This is a genomic window from Mesobacillus jeotgali (genome assembly GCF_014856545.2).
Lineage (GTDB): Bacteria > Bacillota > Bacilli > Bacillales > Cytobacillaceae > Mesobacillus.
The window spans coordinates 2,654,180-2,673,745 of record NZ_CP109811.1 but is presented as its reverse complement, the minus strand read 5'-3'; the positions used below and the strand labels follow the sequence as shown (position 1 = coordinate 2,673,745).

21 protein-coding genes and 1 pseudogene are annotated in these 19,566 nt (G+C 39.9%); 13 read left to right on the top strand and 9 right to left on the bottom strand.

The annotated features are described in order from the left end of the window. The first annotated feature begins 7 nt into the window (after positions 1 to 7). A complete protein-coding gene (locus FOF60_RS13580) occupies positions 8 to 547 on the top strand; it encodes a VUT family protein (protein ID WP_192471580.1) in 540 nt (179 codons plus the stop codon). A gap of 18 nt (positions 548 to 565) precedes the next feature. On the opposite strand, the gene FOF60_RS13575 is transcribed toward FOF60_RS13580, so the two are convergent. The 3 genes from FOF60_RS13575 to FOF60_RS13565 all read right to left on the bottom strand — a co-directional run bounded on the left by FOF60_RS13575 (position 566) and on the right by FOF60_RS13565 (position 3,950). After that, positions 566 to 1,585 carry a hypothetical protein gene (locus tag FOF60_RS13575; RefSeq protein ID WP_192471579.1) on the bottom strand — a complete coding sequence of 340 codons (1,020 nt, stop codon included), beginning with the start codon at positions 1,583 to 1,585 and terminating at the stop codon, positions 566 to 568. Continuing rightward, positions 1,582 to 2,508, bottom strand: a complete 927-nt coding sequence (locus FOF60_RS13570; protein WP_192471578.1) for an ABC transporter permease subunit — start codon at positions 2,506 to 2,508, stop codon at positions 1,582 to 1,584. Before FOF60_RS13570 ends, FOF60_RS13575 begins: the two co-directional genes overlap by 4 nt. A 611-nt stretch (positions 2,509 to 3,119) precedes the next feature. Continuing rightward, positions 3,120 to 3,950, bottom strand: a complete 831-nt coding sequence (locus FOF60_RS13565) for an SDR family oxidoreductase (RefSeq protein WP_192471577.1) — start codon at positions 3,948 to 3,950, stop codon at positions 3,120 to 3,122. A gap of 133 nt (positions 3,951 to 4,083) precedes the next feature. Here FOF60_RS13565 and FOF60_RS13560 point away from each other — a divergent pair, with 133 nt between their 5' ends. From FOF60_RS13560 to FOF60_RS13545, 4 genes are all read left to right on the top strand, one after another. Continuing rightward, positions 4,084 to 4,335, top strand: coding sequence for a replicative helicase loader/inhibitor (locus FOF60_RS13560; RefSeq protein WP_192471576.1), 252 nt, complete (start codon positions 4,084 to 4,086; stop codon positions 4,333 to 4,335). A 354-nt stretch (positions 4,336 to 4,689) separates the two neighbouring features. Next, the gene (locus FOF60_RS13555; RefSeq protein WP_192471575.1) at positions 4,690 to 5,724 is read left to right on the top strand and encodes a Delta(5) desaturase DesA; all 1,035 of its coding nucleotides are present in this window, start codon (positions 4,690 to 4,692) and stop codon (positions 5,722 to 5,724) included. Positions 5,725 to 5,874: 150 nt separating this feature from the next. Continuing rightward, positions 5,875 to 7,014 carry a sensor histidine kinase gene (locus FOF60_RS13550; RefSeq protein ID WP_192471574.1) on the top strand — a complete coding sequence of 380 codons (1,140 nt, stop codon included), beginning with the start codon at positions 5,875 to 5,877 and terminating at the stop codon, positions 7,012 to 7,014. Beyond that, the gene (locus tag FOF60_RS13545; RefSeq protein ID WP_192471573.1) at positions 7,011 to 7,610 is read left to right on the top strand and encodes a response regulator transcription factor; all 600 of its coding nucleotides are present in this window, start codon (positions 7,011 to 7,013) and stop codon (positions 7,608 to 7,610) included. Before FOF60_RS13550 ends, FOF60_RS13545 begins: the two co-directional genes overlap by 4 nt. A 26-nt stretch (positions 7,611 to 7,636) precedes the next feature. Here the strand turns inward: FOF60_RS13545 and FOF60_RS13540 are convergent, their stop codons facing one another. Then, a complete protein-coding gene (locus tag FOF60_RS13540; RefSeq protein WP_023614140.1) occupies positions 7,637 to 8,011 on the bottom strand; it encodes a nucleotide excision repair endonuclease in 375 nt (124 codons plus the stop codon). A 301-nt stretch (positions 8,012 to 8,312) separates the two neighbouring features. Here FOF60_RS13540 and FOF60_RS13535 point away from each other — a divergent pair, with 301 nt between their 5' ends. Then, positions 8,313 to 9,887: a DEAD/DEAH box helicase gene (locus FOF60_RS13535; RefSeq protein WP_192471572.1), complete on the top strand. Its 1,575-nt coding sequence runs from the start codon at positions 8,313 to 8,315 to the stop codon at positions 9,885 to 9,887. 75 nt (positions 9,888 to 9,962) lie between these two features. On the opposite strand, the gene FOF60_RS13530 is transcribed toward FOF60_RS13535, so the two are convergent. Beyond that, on the bottom strand, positions 9,963 to 10,082 hold the full coding sequence (locus FOF60_RS13530; RefSeq protein WP_192471571.1) for a DUF4023 domain-containing protein: 120 nt from the start codon (positions 10,080 to 10,082) through the stop codon (positions 9,963 to 9,965). Positions 10,083 to 10,207: 125 nt separating this feature from the next. On the opposite strand from FOF60_RS13530, the gene FOF60_RS13525 reads away from it, so the two are divergent. Beyond that, a complete protein-coding gene (locus FOF60_RS13525; RefSeq protein ID WP_192471570.1) occupies positions 10,208 to 10,771 on the top strand; it encodes a GNAT family N-acetyltransferase in 564 nt (187 codons plus the stop codon). A gap of 6 nt (positions 10,772 to 10,777) precedes the next feature. On the opposite strand, the gene FOF60_RS13520 is transcribed toward FOF60_RS13525, so the two are convergent. After that, a complete protein-coding gene (locus tag FOF60_RS13520; RefSeq protein WP_225650092.1) occupies positions 10,778 to 11,317 on the bottom strand; it encodes a histidine phosphatase family protein in 540 nt (179 codons plus the stop codon). Positions 11,318 to 11,436: 119 nt separating this feature from the next. On the opposite strand from FOF60_RS13520, the gene FOF60_RS13515 reads away from it, so the two are divergent. The 3 genes from FOF60_RS13515 (at position 11,437) to FOF60_RS13505 (ending at position 14,630) form a co-directional block, all read left to right on the top strand. Continuing rightward, positions 11,437 to 11,598, top strand: coding sequence for a hypothetical protein (locus FOF60_RS13515; RefSeq protein ID WP_192471569.1), 162 nt, complete (start codon positions 11,437 to 11,439; stop codon positions 11,596 to 11,598). Between the two features lie 142 nt (positions 11,599 to 11,740). Next, positions 11,741 to 12,754 (top strand): LacI family DNA-binding transcriptional regulator, encoded by a 1,014-nt coding sequence (locus FOF60_RS13510; RefSeq protein WP_192471568.1) that lies wholly within the window; start codon positions 11,741 to 11,743, stop codon positions 12,752 to 12,754. A 178-nt stretch (positions 12,755 to 12,932) separates the two neighbouring features. Further along, a complete protein-coding gene (locus tag FOF60_RS13505; RefSeq protein WP_264647699.1) occupies positions 12,933 to 14,630 on the top strand; it encodes a glycoside hydrolase family 13 protein in 1,698 nt (565 codons plus the stop codon). Between the two features lie 121 nt (positions 14,631 to 14,751). Here FOF60_RS13505 and FOF60_RS13500 read toward each other — a convergent pair whose 3' ends face one another. After that, a complete protein-coding gene (locus FOF60_RS13500; RefSeq protein ID WP_192471566.1) occupies positions 14,752 to 15,222 on the bottom strand; it encodes a DUF2062 domain-containing protein in 471 nt (156 codons plus the stop codon). 258 nt (positions 15,223 to 15,480) lie between these two features. On the opposite strand from FOF60_RS13500, the gene pssA reads away from it, so the two are divergent. Next, positions 15,481 to 16,176, top strand: coding sequence for a CDP-diacylglycerol--serine O-phosphatidyltransferase (gene pssA / locus FOF60_RS13495; protein WP_192471565.1), 696 nt, complete (start codon positions 15,481 to 15,483; stop codon positions 16,174 to 16,176). A 49-nt stretch (positions 16,177 to 16,225) separates the two neighbouring features. Here pssA and FOF60_RS13490 read toward each other — a convergent pair whose 3' ends face one another. Beyond that, positions 16,226 to 16,420, bottom strand: a complete 195-nt coding sequence (locus FOF60_RS13490) for a CsbD family protein (protein ID WP_102262928.1) — start codon at positions 16,418 to 16,420, stop codon at positions 16,226 to 16,228. A gap of 201 nt (positions 16,421 to 16,621) precedes the next feature. Further along, positions 16,622 to 17,185: a phosphate propanoyltransferase gene (gene pduL, locus FOF60_RS13485; RefSeq protein ID WP_192471564.1), complete on the bottom strand. Its 564-nt coding sequence runs from the start codon at positions 17,183 to 17,185 to the stop codon at positions 16,622 to 16,624. A gap of 275 nt (positions 17,186 to 17,460) precedes the next feature. Here pduL and FOF60_RS13480 point away from each other — a divergent pair. Together FOF60_RS13480 and FOF60_RS13475 are read left to right on the top strand one after the other, a co-directional pair. Continuing rightward, positions 17,461 to 18,506: pseudogene (locus FOF60_RS13480) on the top strand (hypothetical protein). Positions 18,507 to 18,621: 115 nt separating this feature from the next. Next, positions 18,622 to 19,506: a hypothetical protein gene (locus FOF60_RS13475; RefSeq protein WP_192471562.1), complete on the top strand. Its 885-nt coding sequence runs from the start codon at positions 18,622 to 18,624 to the stop codon at positions 19,504 to 19,506. The last annotated feature ends 60 nt before the right edge of the window (positions 19,507 to 19,566 follow it).

Here is a 19,566-nt window from a genome sequence, read left to right as displayed (position 1 = left end):
TAAAATCATGAGAATCTTTTTATATTTAATTTCAATTGTTACTGCCAATGTGATTACGGCGGCGCTTGCACCGCTTCAATTCGGCATGTTCATTGTTCCGATGGGGACATTGCTCATAGGGGCCACCTTCATTTTCCGTGACCTTGTGCAGAATAAGTACGGCCGAGCGAAAACTTATATGTTCATCGGATTGGCACTCGTATTGTCAGCTATCGTTTCTTATATTCTTGGAGATACACTTACGATCGTTTTTGCTTCAGCATTGAGCTTTGCTATTGCTGAGACAACTGATACTGAAATTTACACAAGACTTAAGCTCCCAATGAGTTGGAGAGTATTCTACAGCGGTTTGGTTGGGGGACTGCTTGATTCAGTCATCTTCGTCATCATTGGTTTAAGCCCGATTGGAGCAGACTTCCTTCCGTGGGAAGCAGTTCCCGCTGCGATTTTAGGCCAGGTAATCGTTAAAACCATCATTCAGGGGATTGGCGCAATGCTGCTTAACCCGATTAGTAACATTTTTAATAGTAAAGCGATGTCAAACTAGGATTAAAAGGTGCCTGATCTATCGATCGAGCACCTTTTGTTTGATTGGGATGAAATTTGCCGGAGTAATATGATCATCCTCTGCTTTGATATCTTGGTGTTTAGTTTTGGGAAAGGATATGCCTGATTGTTCAGTGTGCCTTTCCATATTGGCGATTATTTCATTTTTAATCACAATTACAAGGATGAAAATGATTAGCAGCAATCCCAATGAACTGAAGGCGACCCATGGAGCATTTTTGAGTGTCCAGAAGTTTTGTCCTGTGAGACCTGCAAGTTCATTGGTAATGGACTTTGGATAAGACGTATTATATATTTTTTCCTCATGGCGTCCACCTAGAAAAAGCCGGAATATGGCCAAACCCATTAATATTTGCAGGGTTTGTAATACCTGCTGGACAAACAAAAGGATTAAATGCGGTTTAAGATGTGGCAGGATCTGTACTCTTAGAATATGAAATTTACTTCCTCCTAACAAAGCTGAACTAGTCACATACGATTTCGCGCTGATCTCCTTGACTAAATCCGTTGTGAAGAAAAATACAGCCGGAAACCCAAGCAGGAATAAAACAATCAACTGGTATTCAATTTTCACCATAACCGGTATTTCGTTAAAAGGAAATATGACAGCATCCATCAATATGATAGCGACCAGCAGTAAAGGGACGTAATGAAAAGGCAGGAAAAATGCCTTAACAAAGGCTTTAATGGCAGGTGTCCAGGTTTCAATGATTAATCCCATCGTGGCACCAACTGTTACTCTTGCTAGAGAAACTATAAACACAGCAGCAATGGTATATTTTAATCCATCCAGAATTAACAGCAAATTATCCCGGGCATCACGGTCAGTACCCAGGATATAGTCTTTACTAGGAGGATACGGCGGATTTTCCAGGACATTTCCGTTTTCATCATATAGCTGGTCAAGTATCGAACGATAATCCTCCGGACCGATATAATCATAGAATATGCTTGCGATCAATAAGGCCAGTAAAACCGCCAGACTGAATTTGGTTTTCCGATATGTTTGAAATTTCATAACTGGAATTCTCCTCTTTTCCTGATCACAGTTTCTTTAACAATTAAGTTGATAAGGAACTCGAGAATGATTACCGGGAGAATTAATATTATAATTGCATAGATTAGCGGTAATACATGTTCTCCCCTGAATACCTGGTCAAGAATCTGGTTTGTAAGTGTAGTTTTGTAATGGTACATATGTTCAACAAGGATAAGGTTGGAGAGCAGCATATAAAGGATGACCCGGAATTTAAGTGATAAAACAGGCAGGATATTCCGCAGCATGTAAACAGAATATAAATAAAATCTGGATAAGCCTTTGGAATATCCTAACTGGACGTAATGGGCAACTTCTTCCTCTTCCATACATTTGATTAAATATAAACCAAAAAGAACTGCAGGCAGAAAAGATGTAACTATGACAGGAAAAGCGACAGGCTGTAAAGATCCAAATCCATACATTGGAAAAATCTTAAAGTTAAATTCCTTCAACAAATAGATGTTCAGCATATTTATGATGAAAATGAACAAAAGATCAGGGAGTCCTTCAAAGTAATCCAGAAATTGATGAATTCTTCTCCTTAACTTAATAGGTAATAAGATCACGATGAACCCGATAATGCTTCCCAGCAAGATGATCGCAACTAATGACAGGCCAAGAACCTTATACGAATTTATAAAACCATCCAAAACATTTGGATTTTTGACAAAATCTAAAACACTTTTAAAACTGAAATCCATTAATTGAGTGAAGATTGTTTGCAGCCGTAGCTGAAATCCTTCAAAAGATATCGCTAAATGTTCACCGGGCTTTCTATTAAAATTAAATATAGAAGTGAAGGAAAGCATAAAGGCTATTCCGAGCAAAAATGTTCCTATCAAGGCCAGAGTGTAAAATGCTTTCGTAAATACTTTTTTAATTGTCCAAAATCCATTGTTCATATCGATTCTCCTTCCAGACTTAATAAATTTCTCCTTGGTGGTAAAAAAATCCTTTTTCCAGAAGGTAAATATTTTTACTTACACAATTTAAAGTTATTCCTTATTTTTTTCTGTGCTCATGCGCAGATCATCAGTATTGGGATTAAAACAGAAAAAAACTCTTTTCCAATGAAAAGAGCGCAGTCAGAAAGTGGGGGAATAGCGGAGCTGGTTCTTGTATGGGGATTTTAGGATCAAATCGTTTCCTTATGCAGGGTAACCGGTGGCTATAAGGGTACAATTAGGCTTGAATCGAACCCTTATGCAGGGTAACCAGACGTTATAAGGGTACAATTAGGCTTGAATCGAACCCTTATGCAGGGTAACCAGACGTTATAAGGGTACAATTAGGCTTGAATCGTATTCTTATGCAGGGCAACCAGACGCTATAAGGGTACAATTAGGGTCGAATCGAACCCTTATGCAGGGTAACCAGACGCTATAAGGGTACAATTAGGATCGAATCATACCCTTATGCGGCGTCTTTGGTCCTCATAAGGATGCTTATAAAATCTAAGCACGCCTTATGAAGAGTTCAAGCATTAAAAATATGAATAAAGTCGCTGGATGCACTATAACTTTAATTTTTTCAATACGATTCTTTCGATTGTTTTCCAAGGGAGATAATTTTTTAAATGAATCATGGTCCTGACACCTTTTCCAATAGGGTATCTAAGGTTTGGTTGGCTTTCATTTGAAGCAATCATCGCTGCAAGCCGGGCAACATCGTGTGGATCTCCATAAGAATCTTTCCCTGCTGTTAAGTTATCCATTATAGAATTCTTCAGCAACTCATATGGCGAATTAATGGGTATAGAAACATTTTCGATACTTTTCCAAATATTTGTCCTGTAGGAACCCGGCTCGATAAGGACGACATCAATCCCAAAAGGCTTGAGCTCGAGCCTTAAGCTTTCACTGTATCCTTCAAGAGCATGTTTCGATGCAGCGTAGGCAGACAATCCAGGGAATCCAAATCTCCCGCTTATGCTGCTCATATTTATGATCTTTCCTGATCTCTGCTTGCGCATGGAAGGGAGGATAGCCTGGGTGACAGCAATCACGCCAAAAAAGTTTGTTTCGAATTGATTACGATACTCTTCCACTGACAATTCCTCGCAAAAGCCGCCCTGTGCATAACCAGCATTATTTACTAATAAATCTACAGAAACAAGGGATTCCACAAAAGCTTTTAATTCTTCGATAGAGTGTTGCTGTGTTACATCCAATGGAAAAACAGTAATCTTATCTGTCACGCTTTCAACAGCGCCAAGTTTCAGTAAAGTGTCTTGTTTTTTGAGGTTCCGCATCGTGGCGATCACGTTATACCCTTTTTTAGCCAATTCGATGGCAATCAGTTCTCCAAAACCGCTCGAACAGCCTGTCACAATGGCAGTCTTCACTTATATCACTCACTTCTTTATCTTTTTTACCATTTTACAGGTAAAAGATTATTTTGAACATAAATCAATGTATCTTTCTGGGATCATGGAAAAAATCTAATACTGTGGATTTTCCATGAAAAGGAGCATGCATATGACGAAGGAAGACACACTCAAGATCCTGAATCTGATTGAAAATGTTTATCCGCTTGTGACAATGAAAAGTGAAACGGTTCTAAGGTGGATGGTCCAATGTGAGTCAATGGATTACAGCCTGTTATTAAAGAACCTTGCTCTGCATATGAGGAAGCAACCTTACCCTCCTGTATTGAATGAGCTCTTAGAGAATGCAAATAATGAAGGCGCAAACTTGGAGTGGTTGGACGAATATTCATTTAGGCCATAAAGTGCTAAAAGATGATGTGATTGTCGCGAAACACAGTGAATTAATGGTTTTAAAATTGAAATTGGCGGGTAATTTTTCAGGTGAAAAAATGCTGCATGATTGAAGGAGGTTTTAACAATTTATAAAAAAGTCTCTCATATTTAGGAAGTTAATTAATCGTCACTAAAAAAATATTAACAAATATTATTACCTGGTCGTAAAAATAAACCTTGGTATATCAAGGTTTTGAGGGAGAGTTTAACTGGCACATGACATTTATCATGTGTCATATATGACACCTGCTACTGCACAGAATCATTTCCCTTATTTATAATTTGGTTAACTAACAAATCCGAAAGGGGAATTTTTAACAAGATGGCAACTCACAATGCAAAAGAACTTAGAAAACAGGTCGCCCCTTATGAGAGCTCTAACACTAAAGATAGTATCATCCAAATAATCAATACGGTCGTTCCATTTTTGTTATTATGGTTTCTGGCCTATCAAAGCCTTGAAATTTCGTATTTACTGACACTTGGGATCGCCGTTCTCGCCGCTGGTTTCATGATCAGGATATTTATCATCTTCCATGACTGTACTCACCACTCATTCTTCAAAAACCGTACAGCCAATAAAGTGGTAGGTACGCTGACTGGAGTCTTGACCTTGTTCCCTTATAGCCAGTGGGGGCATGAGCATTCTGTCCACCACGCAACAAGCAGCAACTTGGACAAGCGTGGGACAGGCGACATATGGGTACTGACAGTTGATGAATACATGGCTGCCCCGATGTTGAAGAAGATTGCATACAGATTGTACCGCAATCCATTTGTAATGTTCGTATTGGGCCCGATTTATATTGTTTTAATCACGAACCGTTTCAACAGGAAAGGTGCAAGAATGAAAGAGCGCCTGAACACATATTTAACGAATGTGTTGATTTTTGGAATTGCTGGTCTTCTGATCTGGACAATTGGCTGGAAAGCATTCATCATGGTAGAAGGTCCGATTTTCTTCATTGCAGGAATGTTCGGCATCTGGCTTTTCTATGTACAGCATACATTTGAAGATTCATATTTCGAAGCTGATAAGGATTGGGAATATGTAAGGGCTGCGGTCGAAGGAAGCTCGTATTATCAGCTGCCTAAAGTTCTACAGTGGATTACTGGGAACATCGGCTACCACCATGTTCACCACTTAAGCCCGAGGGTTCCAAATTATAAACTTGAAGAAGTCCACAAGAATACCAAGCCTTTGCAGAATGTGCCGACAATAACACTTTCTACAAGCTTGACATCACTGAAATTCCGCTTATGGGATGAGCGTAAAAAGCAATTTATCAGCTTCAAGGAAATGAAAGCATATAAGCGAAGCAGCAAATTGTCACCTCAGACTAAGCCTGAACTATAAACTAAACTCCCCTTAATCAGGACGTTATCTTTCCTGGAATAAGGGGAGTAATTTTTTGTAAGCTGAACTATTATTCTTAAATTAATACTCTTTCCGGAAAACAGCCTATGTTAAAATAAAAGCAGTTATGAATGAAGCTGGGGTTTTGATATGATAAAAAAGTTTTTCAATTCACTTAGAAGCACGGGGATATCACCATATATTTGGACGATCCTTGGTATATTGCCTTTTTACTTCATATGGCAGCTGCCAACAACGATTGGTAAAGTGGTCGGCATCATCCTGACCTTATTGTTCTTTCTCGTATACTGGGTGGCCTTTGTCTCAAAAGGCTGGACGGTATATCTATGGACTTGTATATTAATCGGAATATCTATAGCATCGGCAAGTCTATTCAGTTACATATATTTCGCGTTTTTTATCGCTTATTTTATTGGGAATATCAAAGACCGGATTCCATTCCTTGTTCTATATTTCATCCATCTTATAGGGACATCGATCGTCATTAACTTTGAAATTGTCCTCAAGGAGGACTTCTTCATTAGACAGCTGCCGATTATCGTGATTGTTTGGATCGGTGTCATACTCCTGCCATTCAGTATCCATAACAGAAATGAACGAGGAGAACTAGAAGAGAAGCTAGAGGATGCGAACAAGCGAATTTCGGATTTGGTTAAAATTGAAGAGAGACAGAGGATCGCCCGTGATTTACATGATACACTGGGTCAGAAACTTTCGCTGATAGGGCTAAAAAGTGATCTAGCACGGAAATTAATCAGTAAAGATCCCGAACTGGCCAAAGAAGAATTGAAGGATGTCCAGCAGACGGCGAGAACTGCGCTTAATGAAGTAAGAAAAATGGTTGCAGAAATGAGGGGCATCCGGGTCCGCGACGAATTAGTACATGTCAGCCAAATGCTAAAGGCTGCTGAGATTAAATTTATCGGGGATGAAGAAGAATTCAATCTCAACAATGTATCCTTGCTGTCAGAGAATATCCTGAGCATGTGTTTGAAGGAAGCAGTTACCAACGTAGTCAAGCATAGTAAAGCATCAACCTGCAGCATTTCCATAAAGCAAACAGAGAAGGAACTGGTTGCTGAAGTAAGTGATAATGGGGTAGGGAATATATCGGATGAGGACTTGTACAAAGGCAGTGGACTTCATGGCATGAGAGAACGCCTTGAGTTCGTGAATGGCACCCTCGATATATTTACTAAGGACGGTACTACCCTTTTGATTAAGATACCAAAAGTATTAAAACAAACTGACAGGGAGGACCTGATATGATTCGGATTGTCATTGCAGAGGATCAGCGCATGCTGCTGGGGGCATTAGGCTCCCTGTTGAGTCTTGAGGATGATATGGAAGTGGTGGGCAAGGCGAGCAATGGAGAGGAAGCTGTCGCGCTGGCAAAAGAGCTTAGCCCGGATGTATGCGTCATGGATATTGAAATGCCTGGAAAAACTGGACTAGAAGCAGCGGAAGAACTGAAAGGGCTGGGATGCAAGGTAATCATCCTGACGACGTTTGCCCGTTCAGGATATTTCCAGCGCGCCTTAAAAGCAGGGGTGAGTGGCTATTTGCTGAAGGATAGTCCTTCAGAGGAGCTTGCAAGCTCAATCCGCAGCGTGATGGGTGGGAGACGTGTGTATGCACCAGAACTTATGGATGATGTATACAGCGAAGAAAATCCACTGACTGAACGTGAAATGGAAGTGCTTGAGCTTGTTGCAGATGGGAAAAATACAAAGGAAATAGCAGGACAGCTCAGTATAACGACCGGCACAGTGAGGAATTATATCTCAACAATCCTTGATAAGCTTCAAGTCACCAACAGGATTGAAGCAATCACCCAATCAAAGGAAAAAGGGTGGTTTAAGTAAATAAAAGAGCCTGAAATCAGGCTCTTTTATTTATAAAATACCTTATCAATATTATACTTGGCTTTAAGTACATTGATTGCATAGGTTTCATAAATTTCTCTGTCTATAGGATCTACCACGGTAATGACAGCAATCTTATTGACTTCGTGACGATGGTTCTTAATTGGGGATACATTGTCTTCGAAATGTTTTTTTACGCGAGGTCTAAGCTTACGCGCTTTCCCAACAAACATCAATTCATCGTCGGCGTCGAAGAACATAATAATTCCGCCTTTATCCCTTGGGATCCGGTGGTAATCCGTAAAACCATATTCACTGCTGATGACCGCTTCAACTTTTTCTCCTAATTGCTTGCTTCGTGTAATGACTACGTCTGGTGCTGGCAGTTCAATCTTAATCACTTTTAATCACTTCCTATTCTTCAATTAGTAAATCGTACCACAGGCAAAAGTGAAAATCCACATATTATTATTTTACCCAATCTGAAAGAGCCTGACCCATTAAGCGGCAGGAAAAACCGCTTAAGGCTGGCTCGGTTATAGTTATGGTTATCTTTTTTACATTGTGGCCAGAACTTCGGTATGGTGGAAATGTATAAAGTTAAATATGAATAAGCTATACTTGATATTTTCCTTTGCAAAAAGCAATAATGAGAAGGATGGTTGGTCAAACCCAGCCTATTAAAGAAAGCAGGGATTGAATTTGAATCAATTTAGATCTTTAGGCATATCAGAACTACTCGCAGAAACGCTCAGCCAACAGGGGATTTTGGAGCCCACAACAATTCAGGAGAAAGCAATACCTTTATTGCTTGATGGTAAGGATGTCATTGCACAATCCCAGACAGGTACTGGTAAAACATTTGCCTTTGTGCTGCCAATCCTGGAGAAAATCGATATCGAGAAACCAAATATACAAGCATTGATTGTCACCCCTACTAGGGAACTTGCATTGCAGATTACACATGAAATCAAAAAATTAATTGAAGGATATGAAGGTATAAATGTTCTTGCTGTATATGGAGGTCAGGATGTTGAATCGCAGCTAAAAAAGCTAAAGAAAAACATCCATATTGTCATCGGGACTCCCGGAAGATTGCTTGACCATATCCGCAGGGAAACGGTTGATTTTTCAAATGCAGCTTTTCTTGTACTGGATGAAGCGGATCAAATGCTTCACATCGGTTTCCTGAACGAAGTTGAAGAAATTATCAAACAAACTCCCAAAACAAGGCAAACCTTACTTTTTTCAGCGACAATGCCAGATGAAATCAAAAGGCTCGCTAAACAACATATGTACAAGCCAGAATATATCCAGGTCGAGAAAACCCAGGCCCCGCTGGAAAACATCAAACAAATTGCCATTAGTACAACAGACAGGGCAAAACAAAATGATTTAATTGAGTCACTTAGATTGTATCAGCCATTTTTAGGAGTCATTTTTTGCAGGACTAAAAGAAGGGTCAGCAAGTTGAATGACGCATTGAAAGCCAACCATTTTAATTGTGATGAGCTGCATGGAGACCTCTCCCAGGCGAAAAGGGAGCAGGTGATGAAAAAATTTCGTGAGGCAAAGATCCAGTATTTAATTGCTACGGATGTAGCCGCAAGAGGGCTTGATGTAGAGGGTGTTACACATGTTTTTAATTATGACATCCCGCTGGATACTGAAAGCTACATCCATCGAATCGGCCGTACTGGCAGGGCAGGCAGTGAAGGGCTGGCTCTAACATTTTATTCACCAAAAGACAGGCCTTTGCTGGACCAGATTGAAACAGAACTCAATATAAAAATTGAGAAGAAAAACATGGGGAACGCCAAAATAGCTGAATCTCATAATGAAGATTACAGTGCCGGCAGCAAAAGGAAACAAAGTTCTGGTGAATACAAGGGAAAGAATACCCGGTCGAGAAGACGGGACGATCAAAAACCTGAAAGGGATCACCGTGGTGAAAAAATAAATAAAGCCCCAGCTTCCCGTAGACGGACAGAAGATAGGCGTGAAGCTCGTTACGGCGAAAAGGGCTTTAGAGATAGGAATCAGCCATCAACAAGGCTTGAAGGAAGAAACTCTACGGAAGGACTTCCATCGAATCCTCCTCGTTCAGAAGGAAGAAGAATGGAGAAAACTCCAGCGCGTGCAGGCAAAGAAACAGCAAGAAGAAATAGTAGTGAAAGACCAAACCGGGAAATACAAGGCAGAGATAGACGGAATTCCAGCTCTCCTGGAGGGCGAACAGCCAAGAGAGGCGGTTCAAGTAACCGCAGGAGCAGGTAGAAGACATCAAAAATAGACCGCATCTGCGGTCTATTTTTTAGTGGGCCAGAACTCACGGCCAAGGCGTTTGGCAAGTTAATGTTGTTTATTTGGCAGCTTGTCACTAGGATTTTCTTTTCCCTGCCGCTTTCTATTCTGTTCGTCTTTTTTTTGCTTATCGTGGAGCTTCTGTACAAATTCGTGGGTATTTTCCATAGCTGTACCTCCTGTTATAATGGCTCGTCGTTACTTTTTCCTATACCGAATCAAATCATTCATGAAATAGTAAGCGGATAGGGTAATATAAGAGGTGTAAATGAACATGTTCAGGAGTGAAAGTCTTGCAAATAAAAGATATTTATGGAAATCTTCCACAACTTGAAACGGAGCGGTTGATTTTAAGAAAGATCAGATATGATGACATTGAGGATATACATACATATGCTTCAAACCCAGAAGTATCAAAGTATGTGTTCTGGAGCGAACATGAAACTAGAGCGGCGATTGAGGAATATGTAAAGATGGTCCTTGGGCTATATGAACAAGGGAAAATTGCTCCCTGGGGCATTCATTTTAAAGAGGACAACAAACTGATTGGCACAGTGGATTTTGTTTCCTGGCAGCCGCAGCATAAGACTGCAGAGATCGGTTACGCACTTTCCGTTGACTACTGGGGAAGAGGTATTGCTACAGAGGCTGCTAAAGAACTCATCAGATTTGGGGTGAAAGAAATGGATCTGGTCAGAGTTCAGGCGAAAAGCCTTGTAGCAAATATTGGTTCTGAGCGTGTAATGGAAAAGGCCGGGATGAAATTCGAAGGCATTCTAAGGAATTTCATATTTGTCAAAGGAGCCCATTATGACGTGAAGATGTACTCCATCATAAAGAAAGACACTCAAATTTGAGCATCCTTAGCTTTTGTTGAAAATGTAAACTTTAGCATTTTCAGGCCTGTTGAATTTCGGGCCTGAAAATCCTCTTTTCAATAACTCCTTCCTCATGAACATCATGATTCCCCCGTGGCCAACAATTAAAATATCTTCATTCTGAGCAATCGCTTCATCCAAAACTTTGTTAATCCTCGTTATTACTTCTTTTTTATTTTCCTTTTGTGATTTGTGTCCCATATACCAGGCAAGCCTGATCAAAGCTACATGAAGCCAGAGTGGCAGGCGAAATTCGGTTTTGATGACCGGGTAAAGGGACATCTCCCGCAGGTCCTCCAAAAATATGATCTCTCCATTAAACGCTCTGGTTGCAGTAATTTTCGCTCTTTCTAGATCACTTGAATAGCATCTTACCCATTTATGCTCTTGATGATCGATTTCAACTTCCTCGATTCGCGACAGATTATACTCCTGCTGCCAAACAAGCAGCTCCCGGGAGGTGACAAGCTTATTTGGATACCCTAAACTCACTTTAAAATGGCGTAACAACCCTATTTTCATCATTATCATCCTAATCAATATAGTATTGTTACTAATTTCACCAGATGTTCCTAAAATCCTTCTTGAATTATCTGTGTTAGTTCGAGCGAAATGAGGAACTTTAAAAGCAGGAGGTGTCTACATTGCCAAGAGGAAAAGAACTTGAACAGCTGCCAATGGCTAACACTTTGCCAGGTATGGGTGAAGATCGAGGTAAGTTTGACCGAGATGTATTAACCGGTATTACTACCGATGTAAGACCAATGCCGGCAAAAGTAAAGGAAGAAAGTCAACAGAATAACTAAAATGAGCTTGAAGGCTTTGTCCTTCAAGTTTTTTATATTAGGTCAATCTATGAATTTTTTACCCAATTGGCTTGATATTCAACGGAAAGGGTAATATTATAAAAAAGAAACGTAAACGTTTACGTAAAGGGTTTGATCGTTAATGAGTTATACAATAAAAGACGTAGCCAAGCATGCGAATGTCTCGATTGCTACCGTATCAAGGGTTCTCAATGGGCAGAGCGGATTTTCAAAAGCGACTGAAGAAAAAGTTCTTAACGCAATTAAAGAGCTTGGATATCAGCCAAATGCATTTGCCCGTAGTTTAATCAGTAAAAAATCCAATACTGTAGGAATTTTATTTCCTGAAGTATCGAGCCAATTTTCTTCAAAAATCCTTCGCGGTGTAGAAGAAGCAGCCCACCATCTTGGTTCAAGTGTCATTGTATGCAATACGGCATCACATGGACAGAGAACGATGAAATATTTACAGCTTTTGAGCGAGAAAAGAGTGGACGGTATCCTGTTTGTCAGTGAAATCATTACGGAGGAGTATTATAATACTCTTGAATCAATGCAAATACCAGTCGTCCTGATCTCGACCGAATCTTATCAGTATCCTTTGCCTTTCGTAAAGGTAGATGATAAGCACGCAGCCTTCACTGCTACTGATTATCTTGTGAAAATGGGGCATAGTAAAATCGGGATGCTCAGCGGGGATAAAGAGGATATCATAGCTGGCCAGCCGCGAATAGATGGTTATAAGCAAGCGCTAGCGCTAAAAGGACTCGACATAACGGATAAAAATATAATTCATTCACAAGGGTTTTCCTTTAATGATGGTTTTACTGGTTTGCCAAGGCTCCTTGAGCAATCCCCTGACTTGACTGCTGTTTTTGCCGCCAGTGACGCATTGGCCCTGGGTGCTATATCTTCTGCATATAAACTAGGAGTTAAAATACCAGACGATCTTTCTATTATTGGCTACGATAACTTGCCGATAGCGGAAATGGCGATACCACCGCTTACAACCGTAGCTCAGCCTTTGGAAGAAATGGGAATGGTCGCGGCAGAAATGCTTTTTACGATGATGGAGCAAGGAAAAAGGGTTGAAAGCCGTATTATGCCTCACTCAGTAGTTGAGCGGGAAAGTGTTAAGGAAATTAAATTCACCTGATACGTAAACGTTTACCAAGCTAGTACTCTGCATTAATTGTTGCTTTTGAAACTCATCCTATCTTCTCCATACTTCTAGTTCTCATTGAGACTCTAATGAAGTGTGTCAAGAATAGGGGAATAAATCATTATCGTCATAGCAGCTAAGTTTACGATAAGAGCCTATATAATAGAAACTAATATGGAGTGATTTTCATGAAAAGCATTGGTGGAAGGAATCAGTCATTTATCAAATATACCCTCGAAGCTTCATGGATTCCAATGGTGATGGTATTGGAGATATCCCTGGGATTATTTCAAAACTTAACTATTTAAAAGACCTGGGAGTAGATGTGATCTGGCTTTCTCCAGTATACAAGTCTCCCAATGATGATAATGGATATGATATCAGTGATTATCGGGAAATCATGGATGACTTCGGAACGATGGCAGACTGGGAACTTTTATTAAAAGAGATGCATGACAGAGGAATGAAGCTGATCATGGACCTGGTCGTTAACCATAGCTCTGATGAACATCAATGGTTTGTGGAATCGAGAAAATCGAAAGATAACCCTTATCGGGATTATTATATTTGGAGACCTGGTAAAGATGGCAAGGAACCGAATAACTGGCAATCCACCTTCAGCGGTTCAGCATGGCAGTACGATGAAAATACTGATGAGTATTACTTGCATATCTTTAGTAAAAAGCAGCCTGATTTGAACTGGGAAAACCCAAAACTTCGCCAGGAAGTATATGATATGATGAAATTCTGGCTGGACAAAGGGATTGATGGATTCAGGATGGATGTCATCAATTTCATCTCTAAAGTAGATGGCCTTCCTGATGCGCCAAATCCTCATGGGAAGAAATATGTGTCTGGAAGCAGACACTTTATGAACGGACCGAAAATACATGACTACCTTCAGGAAATGCACGGAGAAGCTCTTGCTGATTATAATGTGATGACTGTTGGTGAAATGCCTGGTGTCAATGTTGAGCAAGCCAAGCTTTACACAGATGAATCCAGAAATGAAGTGAATATGGTATTCCAGTTCGAGCACGTGGACCTGGATTCTGGCCCTGGGGGGAAATGGGACCTTAAGCCGCTTAAGCTTACTGACCTGAAGAATAACTTTACAAAATGGCAAACAGGTCTCGAGGAAATCGGTTGGAACAGTCTTTACCTGAACAATCATGACCAGCCGCGAATGGTTTCGAGGTTCGGTAATGACCAGCAATACAGAATTGAATCGGCTAAGATGCTGGCTACATTCCTCCATATGCTAAAAGGAACTCCATACATTTATCAGGGCGAAGAAATCGGGATGACCAACGTCCGTTTTGATTCTATCGATGATTATAAAGATATAGAAACACTTAATATGTATAATGAAAAAGTAAACCAAAATGGGGAAGATCCAGCGAAAGTAATGGAGTCGATCTATGTAAAAGGAAGAGACAATGCACGTACTCCTTTCCAGTGGGATAATAGCGAGCATGGAGGATTTACTGCAGGCACCCCATGGATACAGGTTAATCCAAACTATACCGAGATCAATGCCAGGCAGGCAGTTAATGATGAAAATTCCATCTATCACTACTACCGGCAGCTGATCCAGCTAAGGAAAGAGCATCCGATAATTGTCCATGGCAGATACGACATCCTGGTTCCTGAGGATGAGAGTATTTATGTTTATACAAGAACGCTCGAGTTTCAAAAATTACTTGTTCTATTGAATTTCACTGATAAGGAGCAAGGCTTTGCAGTTCCTGTTGAGCTGCAAGGAAAGAAAAATGAAATCTTGATTTCAAATTACGACGCAGGCGAAGCGTACGGTTCTGATGTATCATTGAGGCCCTATGAAGCAATCGTATATCTGATCGAGGATTAAACAATGAAAAAAGGCTGCAAATTGCAGCCTTTTTAATTAGTTCTATTTCCCCGACGATCAATTGATTGAACTCATCGAAGTCTACTTAAGGAATGGAACAAAAACAATGTACTACCATTCCTTATTTTTTTATTTCCCACTTCTTAACTAAAGCAAGGAAGTTTGAACGATATTTTCTCATGATTGTATAAATGATATAGTAAACGAACATCCCGAAAAGAATGATATTTATGATCATGCCAATGAAAAAGACGGCCCCTAAATGGATTCCGGCATCTAAACCATGAGTAGGCATACCCGCGGCTGAGGGGAAGATCCCATAAGGAAACAGGGTCTCACCAACAAGGACATTCAAATAAAATAAAAATGGGAAAAGCCAGATGAGTGCGACACCGCTAATGAAACCAGCTACCGGATTTCCTTTAAAGAGTTTGGCACCAACGGTCGAGAGAATAGGGCCCATTCCGAATGATGGGATAAAGTGGATTAAAAATCCCAGGGTAAACCCCAAAGACACATTATGTGCGTTCTCTTTGATTCTGAATAATTTTATAAGAAGGAATTTAAATCTGCGCAAGTTTGTATTGATCATAATTCACCAGCCCCAAATTAGTATACAATTTGATGAATCATTTTAATAGCCTTTTTGACATATTTATTCCAAAGCGGTATGATATTCGATTCTTGGAGAGGATTTTTCTTGCTAACCTCTATCCAGAAGGAGAAAAAATGATATAGTTAAACTATATTTTCGGCGATTCTCTAATAAAATAAACATGATTATTAGGTGGCTGGGGTAAAAATAGGCATAAGCAAAATATGAAAAAGGTTCGGAGAGTGATGACAACTGATGCGGTTTACAAAAATGATCCCCAATATGTTCACACTTGGGAATCTGTATTGTGGTTTTCTATCAATCGGATTTGCGGCAAATGGCCAATTTAATAATGCAGCCATTTTAATTTTGATCGGAATGATGCTTGACAGCATGGACGGAAGACTGGCGAGGATGCTTAAAGCGGACAGCCAGCTCGGCAAAGAATTAGACTCACTTGCGGATATAGTTACATTCGGGGTAGCACCGTCGTTTCTGGTTTACTATACATACTTCTATCAATTTGGACTGTGGGGCTTATTGGTAGCAGGGCTTTTCCCTTTATTCGGTGCTTATCGCCTGGCGAGGTTCAATATCAGTACCGATAAATCATCGCTTAATTACTTTATTGGTGTTCCTATAACTGCTGCGGGCGGAATCATGGCGATCCTTACTTTATTTGGAGACTTGATCCCCAATATCGTCACTACTGTCGTCTTTACGGCATTGAGCTTCCTGATGGTGAGCAGAATAAGAATTCCAAGCTTTAAAGAAGTACCGCTCCCGAAATATGGAACAATCGTGACAATTTTCCTTGGTTCTTTGCTGTTCGTTATCTGGAAAGGGACCTACAGCCAATTCCCTTACTTAATCTATATTGCAACACCATTATATGTTGCGTATTTGGCCTATCGTTTCGTGAAGGGGAAAAATAAAAATAATATTGATTAGCATACAAAAAGCCTTTGCTGGATAGCAAAGGCTTTTTTATACGGTGTTATTAATCTCTTGACGAGTCGTTAAAAGCGCGGGAAACATCTTCTTTCATATCTCCAGCTGTTTCTTTTAGTTTTCCTTTTCCTTTATCAAGGCGGCCTTCTGCTTCCATCGATTCATTGTCGGTAAGCTTTCCGAATTGCTTTTTAGCTTCACCTTTAACCTGGTCAAATGCGCCTTTTGTTTGTTTGTCATTCATGATTATGGCCTCCTTTATTTGAGTATATTCTTTTATACCCTGAACTGATCAAAGCAAACTTTCAGGGCGGAGAGGCTTAAATCTAAATACTCTATAATCTATCTATCCTCAAGATAATGGCGGATAGAAATGGATGGGAGAGAGAAAAACAGGTCCTCCATGACGAAATGCGGACATACTTAGCAGGGTTGCGGGCCCCGATTATTTAACTATTTCAACATGGTCTCCCGTTCGCAAACCTGCTGCATTCGCTTCATCTGTATCAATGTGCATATCGAGAGCGTAGGAATCTTTTACCCTTATGAGAACTTGATTGAAGGTTAAACTTCTTTCTCCGTTACATTTAACACTTACATACTCTCCATCTTTCACATTAAACTTGGCAGCGTCTCCAGTTGTCATATGTATATGCCGTTCCGCAATAATGACGCCTTCCTGTATTTCCAGTTCTCCTTTTGGCCCGACAAGTTTTATTCCCGGAGTTCCTTCGATATTCCCTGAAGCCCTTAATGGTGCTTTTACACCAAGCGAATAGGAATCAGTCCTGGAAATTTCAAGTTGGGTAAACTTTCTTAGTGGACCAAGTATCCTGACCTCTGGAAACTGTCCTTTCGGACCAAGGACTTTGACTGTTTCATTGGCTGCAAATTCACCCGGCTGTGAAAGCTCTTTAGCTGTTGTAAGCTGATATCCCTCACCAAAAAGCTGATCTAAATCCTCTCTTTTCAAATGAATATGCCGATTTGATACACCAATTGGAATCATAGAATCTCTCCTTTAAACTTTTGTTTGTTTTTGTCATTTTTCGTAAACATTGTTGCACATCATATCATCAAAAAGGGTTTGACAGCTCCAAGAATGCGGATAACTGTATTTTTCGAAAAGCAACAAACATGCGTAAACAGCATTTGATTTAAATAGTTTACCCTGCGTTAAACAATAAACACTCATTTAACAGAAATATAAATTACTTTTAAAAGTAATTCATATTGCTTTTTAAAGTAAAATAAATTACTATTTAAAGTAAGGAGGTGGAATAAATGGAAAATATAAGACTAAACGTAGCGTTACTTAGAAAAAAGGTGCCAAATTTGACGTCAGCAGCTAAGACAGTTGGCCTTAGGCCAGCAACCGTTTCGAATTTATCTACCGGTAAAATACCGGTCGGGAGGGCTGAGGTACGGACTATAGTAGCTCTTGCAGAACTTGCTGGCTGTAGTTTGGATGAACTGATTTTAAGAGGGGAGAGTGTGGAAATGATTGAAACAGGGATAAAAACTTTGGATCTATTTGCTCCAATTTCAAAAGGGGGAACTGTTGGGCTAGTTGCCAGGCCGGGTATGGGGCAATTAGTTGTACTGGCTGAGATGTTATATCGATTGAAAAGAGAAGGCTATGTGACGATTCTCATTAAACCAGCAGGGAATCATCCGGAACTTGATGATGTTCTTGAAGACGTTGATCATGTTACAAACAATATAGAAGAGACATATAGGATCATGCTTAGAGAAGGTATAGAAAAAGATTACTCAATTACAGTCGACAGATCTTATGTCATATCAGGCGAAATGTTCACTTTGCAGGAAATCTTTGATGACAAAGGAGTCAGCAGCGTGACAACTTTCCTGATAGACTTAAAGGTGAGGCTGTCGATGAAGACCTTCCGTACGGACCACTTGATACTTTGTGGCAATTTGATGCGGATCTTGCAGCCCGCCATAAATACCCTGCTGTCAACCCAATCTACTCAACTTCCTCCATCTTAGAAGGGTCCTATTTAGATCCTGTACATCACAGCATTCAACAAAGAGCTCAAAAACTTTTACGAAGGTATAGAGAATTGCGTTCGATTGTCAATGTTCATGGTATTGGACGCCTGCCAGCCTCAGAGTCGCAAATATATCAGCAGGGGGAGAAATTGGAAGCCTATCTTACTCAGCCTTTCTTTGTAGCCGAAGCTTTTACTGGCAAAAAGGGAGAGGTTGTGAAGCTCCAGGATACCTTGAATGACGTTAAAAGAATACTTGATAATCCTTCGAGTATAGCAAATGCAGATACACTCAATTTTATTGGAAACCTAAAGTGACATGTCAGCCCAGTCAAGTGACTGGGCTTTTTATCACTACATTTATTTGCATAATACATTCCGAATCAGTCAACCTTAAAAGAGATATTCAATTACGGAAGGTGGAAGATTCTATATGAACAGGAACAAAAAACATTATTTGCCGTTTTTCGTTCTCCTTTTCATCCACTCTTCTTTATTGATTTATACTTTTTATAAGAGGAAAGACCGTAAGCTGCTGTTCATTACTCTTTTATCCGGTATGGGTCTTTGTTTTATTTTTGAATACTTTATTTTAAGTCATTTTAAAGCTTATCGTTACAAGCCGAAGTTGTTTAAGAATAGGGATTTGGATAATTTTTTTGGTGCGATTATGTCCCAGGCTGTATTTGTTCCCTTTACCGCCATTTTCCTTACAACTTTTAAAGTTGGATGGAAGGGCAAACTCTTATTCGCTATGTTTTTCGGACTGGTCGAAAAGCTTTTCTTGTTTATGGGGATCCATAAAAATAATTGGTGGAAGACGAGATATACAGTGACCCTTATTCCGATTTTCTTTTACATCAATGACTTTTGGTATCAACAGCTTAGGTTTGGGACGCCTATTTTCCATTTCAGCTCGCTATTCCTTGGCGTGCTGGTCAATGGGCTGAACCTAATGTATTCTTTGTCGATATTCAGGAAATTCAGATTTGGTCTGGAGAAATGGCATAGCTGGGAAGAACATTTTAAAATAGCACCAATCTATTCATTTATTCTATCTGCGGCAACAACCTTGATCATTAAGGATAACAGCGGCTGGAAAGGAATATTCAGATCTTTTGGCTTTACACAGATTATGGATATGCTGGTTTTGAAAACAGGGATCGCGAAACAAAATTTCCGCCATTTTGTTATCAATAATGCAATCCATTTTTCAATGATTTTTTGGGCTGTTCTATTAAAGAGGTGGATATATAATGATGTTCCAAAGGAAAATGAGAAAGCAACTATCGAGGAAATCAAAAGAGCCGGCATATAATGTACAGGACCCCAAATAGTTAGTTTTTAACCTTTGGAGTTCATACAAAATGCTGGCTCT